Source organism: Bacteroidota bacterium (assembly GCA_039111535.1).
GTDB lineage: Bacteria > Bacteroidota > Rhodothermia > Rhodothermales > JAHQVL01 > JBCCIM01.
In genome coordinates this window covers 1-6,492 of the sequence record JBCCIM010000274.1, presented here as the reverse complement: position 1 = coordinate 6,492, position 6,492 = coordinate 1, and the positions used below count along the sequence as shown (strand labels likewise).

The 6,492-nt window shown below is 52.4% G+C and carries 7 protein-coding genes; 5 read left to right on the top strand and 2 right to left on the bottom strand.

The annotated features are described in order from the left end of the window. The 4 genes from AAF564_25195 to AAF564_25180 form a co-directional block, all read left to right on the top strand. Positions 1 to 407: biopolymer transporter ExbD (locus AAF564_25195; protein MEM8488866.1), on the top strand; the 407-nt coding region annotated here is incomplete at its 5' end. 80 nt (positions 408 to 487) lie between these two features. Then, complete coding sequence (locus tag AAF564_25190; protein MEM8488865.1) at positions 488 to 1,510, top strand: isocitrate/isopropylmalate family dehydrogenase; 1,023 nt, start codon at positions 488 to 490, stop codon at positions 1,508 to 1,510. 21 nt (positions 1,511 to 1,531) lie between these two features. Beyond that, positions 1,532 to 1,939 carry a DUF4293 family protein gene (locus AAF564_25185; GenBank protein MEM8488864.1) on the top strand — a complete coding sequence of 136 codons (408 nt, stop codon included), beginning with the start codon at positions 1,532 to 1,534 and terminating at the stop codon, positions 1,937 to 1,939. Positions 1,940 to 1,980: 41 nt separating this feature from the next. Further along, entirely contained in the window at positions 1,981 to 2,883 is a 903-nt protein-coding gene (locus tag AAF564_25180; protein MEM8488863.1) for a DMT family transporter, read from the top strand. Here the strand turns inward: AAF564_25180 and AAF564_25175 are convergent. Next, the gene (locus AAF564_25175; GenBank protein MEM8488862.1) at positions 2,867 to 3,907 is read right to left on the bottom strand and encodes a glycosyltransferase family 2 protein; all 1,041 of its coding nucleotides are present in this window, start codon (positions 3,905 to 3,907) and stop codon (positions 2,867 to 2,869) included. The two genes, AAF564_25180 and AAF564_25175, sit on opposite strands and share 17 nt — an antisense overlap. Positions 3,908 to 4,009: 102 nt before the next feature. On the opposite strand from AAF564_25175, the gene AAF564_25170 reads away from it, so the two are divergent. Beyond that, on the top strand, positions 4,010 to 5,974 hold the full coding sequence (locus tag AAF564_25170; protein ID MEM8488861.1) for an ATP-dependent DNA helicase RecQ: 1,965 nt from the start codon (positions 4,010 to 4,012) through the stop codon (positions 5,972 to 5,974). Between the two features lie 110 nt (positions 5,975 to 6,084). Here the strand turns inward: AAF564_25170 and AAF564_25165 are convergent, their stop codons facing one another. Beyond that, on the bottom strand, positions 6,085 to 6,426 hold the full coding sequence (locus AAF564_25165) for a DUF4296 domain-containing protein (protein ID MEM8488860.1): 342 nt from the start codon (positions 6,424 to 6,426) through the stop codon (positions 6,085 to 6,087). Between the last annotated feature and the right edge of the window lie 66 nt (positions 6,427 to 6,492).

Here is a 6,492-nt window from a genome sequence, read left to right as displayed (position 1 = left end):
CTACCGCTTCATTGCCGGATATCATTTTCATGCTCCTGATCTTTTTCATGGTGACCACCGTACTCCGTGAAACTACTGTTCAGGTGCGTACGCAGCTGCCAAAAGCAGAAGCGCTGACTAAGATAGAGCAGAAAAGGCTGGTGTCATATGTCTGGATTGGTCCACTCAAGCTTGGTGCAACCCAGCTCGGGCCAACTTCTGTGCAGATTGACGACGCATTGATTGAAGACATGGCCGTTATCCGTACGATCATGTACCGCAAATGGAGTGAGCAGCCCAAGCTGATCGTTTCACTGCGTGTAGATGAAACTGCAGAAATGGGTACGGTTACGAAGGTGCAGCAAGAACTTCGTGAAGCGGGAACATTGCGCATCAACTATTCTTCAAAACGCGACCTTGGAAATTAGCGTCCTTCTGCAAAATCCAGTATTTTTTAGGAAGAAGCTCTGCCATGGCAGGGCTTTTTTCGTTTACATAAGATCTGACTATGAAGCATACAGTTACCCTTATCCCCGGGGATGGTATTGGCCCCGAAGTCGTTGAAGCCACCCTGATTGCCCTCGAAGCTACTGGCGTGCAATTTCAGTGGGAAGAGTGCCTCGAAGTTGGAACCGCTGCTGTCGACGCCGGCAAAGAGCCGCTGCCTGAAGATGTACTTGCTTCCATCCGAAAAAACAAGGTGGCCCTCAAAGGCCCCGTTACAACACCCGTTGGCAAAGGCTTCAAAAGTGTAAACGTTCAATTGCGTCAAAAACTGAACCTGCACGCGAATGTGCGCCCGTCGAGCACCTTGCCCGGTGTGAATACACGCTTCAGCGATGTTGACCTGATCATCTTTCGGGAAAACACAGAAGGCCTCTATTCCGGTATCGAAACGTTTGACGAACGCCTGCAAATTGCTGATTCCACCGCACGCATCACCCGCACGGGTTCTGAGCGCATCATTCGCTTCAGCTTCGATTATGCGCGTGCCATGGGGCGCAAGACGGTTACCCTGGTACATAAAGCAAACATTCTGAAAAAATCGTCCGGTATGTTTCTTGCCATCGGGCGCGAAATTGCGCAGGATTATCCTGATATCGAATTTAACGACCGGATCATCGATAACATGTGTATGCAGATGGTCACCGTGCCTGAGCGGTATGACTGCATTGTTACCACAAACTTGTTCGGAGACATCCTGAGTGACCTTGCTGCCGGCCTCGTTGGTGGACTTGGTGTTGTTGCCGGGGCTAACATTGGCGATGAGTGTGCGGTCTTTGAAGCGGTACACGGCAGCGCTCCCGATATTGCCGGCCAGAAGAAAGCCAACCCCACAGCATTGATTCTTTCTGCTGAAATGATGCTACGCCATCTTGGAGAAGTTAGCGCTGCTGCTGCGTTACGCAAAGGGCTCTACGATACGCTTCGTGAAGGCACACACCTTACAGCGGACCTCGGTGGTAAAAGCTCTACCACTGAATTTGCCAAACGCGTCGCTGATGCTATCGCTGAGCATGTGACGATTTAATCCAATTTACAATAGACAACGATGATTCAGCGGATTCAATCTATATTTTTACTGCTTGCTGCACTGGCATGTCTGGGTACAGCAGCTTTTCGTGTTGAACTGATGCAAGAGACGTATACCTGGCTTATGCCGGCTGTACTGGGAGTTCTTGGACTCGTTGCACTGGGTGCGCTCGTTTCCATTTTCCTCTACAAAGACAGGCAGCAACAGCTCAAAATGACCACGATCCTGCAATATGTGGCCATTCTTGGTGTGCTTGCCGCTTTTGGTGGACTCTACCTGGCTGGCACGCTGATGGAAGTGCCGAGTAATTTGCAAGCTACCGGGCTGTTACTGCTCCCTGTGTTTGCGTACGTCTTTATCCGCATTGCTCGGGGTTACGTAAAGAAAGACATTGCGCTTGTCCGGTCTATGGACCGTCTGCGTTAGTTGGCTAAACAAGTATGTCTTCTCGGCAGCCGTTACCTGTAATGCAAAAAACACCAGCAATTGCATACTGGATTCTCCTGTTCGGACTCATCAGCTTTTCGATCAGCCCTATCCTGGTGCGACTTGCTGGTGATACGCCGGCCCTTTCGCTTGCGGCACTTCGCAATGTCATGGCAATCTTGATCCTGACGCCGTTTGCCTTGCGCGACCCACAGGTTACGTTTGTCGGGCTCGCTCGACAGGATCAGATCCGTACGGTGGCTGCCGGCGTTATGCTTGGGTTGCACTTCTACCTCTTCTTTGAGGCCATCCAGCGTACCACAGTAGCCAGCGCTACAGTATTTGTGTCGATTACCCCTATTTTTCTGGCAATCCTTGGCTATGTATTCCTCAAAGAACGCCTGACGCTACGGGTGTTGATTGCAATTGGTATTGCCGTGGCAGGTGGGTTGTTGATTGCGTACGGGGACACGGGCAAGGACAGCCAGGCCGTTGATCCGATTTGGGGCAACCTATTTGCGCTCGGGGCCTGTCTTTTTGTGAGCATCTACCTGATTATTGGTCGTATGTCGCGGCAGAAGCTTTCCTGGCTGGCTTACGTGTACCCGATGTATGTCAGCAGTGCGATAACGGTGCTCTTTCTTGCTGTTGTCACCGGCACGCCCTTGTTTGGCTTTTCGATGAAGGTTTACCTGTTATGTGCGGTTATGGCCATTGGGCCCCATATCCTTGGCCACGGGTCGTTCAACTATGCTGTCAAGTACTTTACGGCGACTTTTCTCGGCCTTTTGTCACTCACTGAACCCATTGGCGCCACTGCGCTGGCTTTTGTTTTGTTTGATGAATTGCCAGGCACGCTTTCGCTGGTAGGCATGGCCTGTACACTCATTGGCGTCTGTATAGCCCTTTATCCAGGGTTGCGCAAAGTCAAAGCTGTTGCTTGAAGCCGTCTGCCGGCAGGTCCTGGAATCGTTTTTTGCCCCGTAGAAAGTAGTCCAGCACAATGCTGCGGTTGTACGAAGGCAAAGCACGCGTATCAATAGACGCTGGGCGCTCGGTTATGTGTTTTCTACTCATCGAATGCGCGTCCAGGTAAGCCCGAAAGATTGCCCCAAATTCGCTAAACTGACCCGTTAATAAGGCCCGTGCCATGGCAAGGGCATCGAGCATCGCGCGGACGATAAAGCGCTTGCGCCAGATGGCCGGCGGCAAGTTTTTGTACAGCATGATGAGGTTGTTGCGGAAGTTCAGGTAGGTCTTCTTGCTGTTGCCTTGCGGCAGGGATGCGCCGCCGATATGGTAGACCATACTGGCCGGCGCTACCTTTATGCGATAACCCGCGCGTTTCAAGCGCCAGCAAAGGTCAATTTCCTCCATATGCATGAAGAAGGTCTCGTCGAGCAGGCCTACTTCGTCCAGCGCAGATTTCCTGAACATAACTGCTGCGCCAGTTGCCCAGAATATGTCACACGCGTTGTCGTACTGTCCGGTGTCTCCTTCCATAGAGAAGAAGAGCCGGCCGCGGGTGAAGGGGTAGCCATATTTATCCATATGGCCGCCCGCACCACCAGCGTATTCAAACGTGTTGCGTGCAGTATACTGCAATAACTTGGGTTGAACAGCGGCAACTTGTTTGTCGTTTTCCATCACCTCTACCAGCGGGTCCAGCCAACCAGGGGTGACTTCAACATCGTTGTTAAGCAGTACAATGTACTTGCCGGAGGTATGCGGTATGGCTTCGTTGTTGCCCTTGCAAAACGCCCAGTTTTCGGGATGCTGTACAATTTTGACATCCGGGTAGGTTGCCTGTACCCAGGCCGCGGAGTCATCGGTGGAGGCGTTGTCCGCAAGTACAATTTCAAAACTGTGAAAACCCGATGCAACAACAGACGGCAGGCACTGCTTCAGGAGAGACAGGCCATTCCAGGTGACAATAACAATGGACACAAGAGGGGCTGTGGCTTGCACTGAACTGGAAATTGTCTGGATTGAGGTATAGAATGGGTACGTAAAGCATCTTATACACAAACCGCGCGTTGGTTGCCTGGTGTTTTAAAGCATTCCGTGTAAATGGGTAAGAATCAGCAAAAGCAGGGCGCAGAGGCTATTCTGCGACAATACTGGGGCTACGATACGTTCAGAGATGGGCAGTGGGACATCATTGCCGCACTTTTGAATAATCGGGATGCGCTTGGTATTCTGCCTACGGGGGGCGGGAAGTCTATTTGCTACCAGGTGCCGGCGTTGATGCTTCCGGGTATAACGCTGGTGATATCGCCACTCATTGCCCTCATGCAGGATCAGGTACAGCGGCTGGATAAGCTGGGTGTGCCGGCCACGTTCATCAACAGCAGCCTCCGGCCATCTGAAATCGACCAGCGATGGACAGATATCGAGCACGGACGCTACAAGTTGGTTTACCTTGCCCCTGAGCGGCTACAAAACGAGATGTTTCTCGCCCGAATTGAGCGGATGAAGGTGCAACTCATCGCAGTAGATGAAGCCCACTGCATCAGCGAGTGGGGTTACGATTTTCGGCCGGCATACCTCCAGATTGCAAGCCTGCGGGAGCTCGTCCCCGATGTGCCTATTGTTGCCCTTACGGCTACAGCAACGCCCCCAGTGCGTGATGACATCCTGCTGCATCTTCAACTCAAGAATCCGTTTGTCCTGGTTAGCGGGTTCAATCGTCCGAACCTCACCTGGTCTATTTTTCAGGTGGAAAACAAAAAGCGCAAAGTTGCCGACGTATTGCGCGGCGTGCAGGGTACAGGCGTTATTTATGCAGCAACACGTAAAGCAGTAGAAGAGTGGCAGCAGTGGCTTCTAGCTGAGGGTGAGCAGGCTGCTGCGTATCACGGAGGGATGACTGCAAGCGACCGTGAACAAAGTGCTTCAGGATGGCTTGCCGGCGATACACGCATCATGGTTGCTACCAATGCTTTTGGGATGGGTATCGATAAACCCGATGTGCGGTTTGTCATTCATGTGGATTTGCCCGGAGCGCTTGAATCATATTACCAGGAAGCTGGCCGTGCAGGACGAGACGGTGAAAAAGGGCATGCTGTGCTGTTGTATCGGGCTGGTGATGAGGAGACGCCGGCAGGACTCATTCAGGATTCCCATCCCGCCCTGGACGTGATCCAGCGGATATACGATGCCATTTGTCTGCATGCCCGTATTGCCCTTGGTGATGTGCCGATGGAGCCCATCGTCGTACATGTGCCGGCATTGGCCAGGCAAGGACAGGCCTCGCGGTCTACGGTACGGGTTGCACTTGACACGCTTGCCAGAGAGGGGCACTGGTCGGTGCTCCGCGGGAAGCAGCACACAACGATGATTCGCTTCCGGCAATCTGCCCGTTCCGTGCGGCACTACATGACGAACCTCAAAAATCAGAAACTCACGGATTTTGTAGAGGTGCTCCTCCGGACCGTCCATGCTGATGCTTTTTCTGATTGGTGGGACATGGATCTTCGCCTGCTTGAACGGAAGACCGGTTTGCCCCGGGCCCGGCTGCTGGATGGGTTTGCTTTCCTTGAGAGCAGGGAACTGCTTGCCTGGGTTATGCCGGGCGATCAGCTAAAATTGATGTTTGCCCTGCCACGCGTTAAAAAGCTGCGCCTCAATGTACGACACCTTGATATGGCCCGTAAACGCGCCGTACGCCGCCTCAACGACATGATGCGCTACACCCGTTCTGTAACCTGCCGCAGGCATTTTCTGCTGAAGTACTTTGGCGAGAACAGCCCTGAGCAATGCGGTACATGCGACATTTGCCTGGGCCGGCATGAAGCAGTGATCATCACCCCGGAAGACGAACCCATACTCCGACAATTGCTCAAGTTCATCCGTGATGACGTTCCCCGCGCCCAATGGTTTGATACGCACCAAATGCCTGATAGCCGCACCCCGGAATTAATCGCGTGGTTGTATCAGGAGGAATACATCCTGGCGATTGATCCGCTGGAAGACCAGTACCGACTGACAGAAAAAGCCGGCTTGCTCTTGAAAGACTGGGAGCCCGGCGAGTAAGGCAGAAGATTACTCATTCGGGATGCACAGCTCTTGAATATTGAACACCGAACAAGGAACTCCGAATTTCGAAGGCTAGTTTCCTCACTCCTCACTCCTCACTCCTCACGCTAATTCCCCGGCTGAAAGCGCTCTTCGCTAATTTTGTCGAGCACTTCGCTGTAGACTTTATGAAAAGCGTCGGGGTTGGCCTCGTAGTAAGCCATGTTTGCCTCAAAATCAGCCCGTGAAAGCTGGTAGTGCATAAGGATACTGTCCTGTAAGCCATCGCTCGGCAGGTTGAGGATTTCAGCGTGTGCTTCAGCGAGATGCATGTCAATGAGTAGCTGTATCATCACGCTGTCTGATACGGCAGGTTCGAAGCTGGTTACATCCTGGTTGCTGCACGCGTTGCCAAGCAACAAAGCAAAAAACAAGCAGGTGGTGTATAGGCCTTGTCGGAGCGCGTTCATATGTGGTAGCGGCGGAGGTTAATAAACGTTTCGACAACGATCACCTTAACAATAGCCGTAAAAGGT